The following is a 359-nucleotide window of genomic DNA, read 5'->3' as shown; positions in this document are numbered from 1 at the left end:
GTGTGCTCACGCGGACCAACAATAGAGCGGGCCGCCGAAGACTCCGTGCGCGCCAAGATTGCTCTGATCTGTGCCCCAGAAGCAATAGAACCGATCTTGGTCGGGCTGGTACACCAGCCAATAGCCGACACGGTGAGCAACGCAATGACCGGAGATGGTGCTACCCAACGCAGCGTCCGGGAAGCCAGGAGGCATAACAGTGGCACTGACTGGGAATGGCATGCAGATGTGCGCCAGGATGTCCGAAGCGAGACTCGAGAAGCAGGTCTTTGCATCGACGCCCGCACCAACATAAACACCAGAAGTGTCCGTGAGCGCCCTTTCTAGCTTTATCAGTAGCGGATGAGTCACAAGCACAC

General features: G+C 57.7%; 1 protein-coding gene. It reads right to left on the bottom strand.

The genetic code is table 11. The annotated features are described in order from the left end of the window. Positions 1-6: 6 nt before the first annotated feature. Positions 7-359 (bottom strand): hypothetical protein (locus J5837_RS09235; RefSeq protein ID WP_210536467.1); only part of this gene is annotated, 353 nt, incomplete at its 5' end.

It is taken from the genome of Pseudoxanthomonas helianthi, assembly GCF_017939625.1.
GTDB classification, from domain to species: Bacteria; Pseudomonadota; Gammaproteobacteria; order Xanthomonadales; family Xanthomonadaceae; genus Pseudoxanthomonas_A; species Pseudoxanthomonas_A helianthi.
The sequence above is the reverse complement of the archived record's forward strand: the minus strand, read 5'-3'. Positions and strand labels throughout refer to the sequence as shown.